Here is a 405-nt window from a genome sequence, read left to right on the forward strand (position 1 = left end):
GATCCGGCTTTGCCGGTCCACAGCGGCGCCCCTGGGGGAGGCGCCGCAGGCGCCAGGGGGGGCCTACTTCATTTCAGCAGGCCGATTTCCTTGTAGAACTTTTCGGCGCCCGGGTGGAACGGAATGCCAGCGCCCTTGATGGCGTTGTCGCGCGTGATGAGCTTGCCCTTGGCGTGGCCGTTGTCCAGCGTCTTGCGCGTGGCGTCGCTGTACAGCGCCTTGGTGACGTCATACACGACTTGTTCCGGCAGCTTGGCCGACGTGACCATTTGCGCGTTGACCGAGATGGTCTTCACTTCGCCGACGTTCTGGTAAGTGTTGGCGGCGATGGTGTCGGGCGTGAAGAACTCCTGCTTGGCGCGCAGCGCGTCGATTTCCGGGCCGACCAGCGGCACGATCTCGATG

Annotated in this window: 1 protein-coding gene; it reads right to left on the reverse strand. The window is 64.2% G+C overall.

Annotated elements, in window-relative coordinates; all coding sequences use genetic code 11:
- Positions 1-68: 68 nt before the first annotated feature.
- Positions 69-405: TAXI family TRAP transporter solute-binding subunit (locus ACE039_RS22300; RefSeq protein ID WP_485823359.1), on the reverse strand; the 337-nt coding region annotated here is incomplete at its 5' end.

This window comes from Achromobacter maghribensis, from assembly GCF_057334215.1.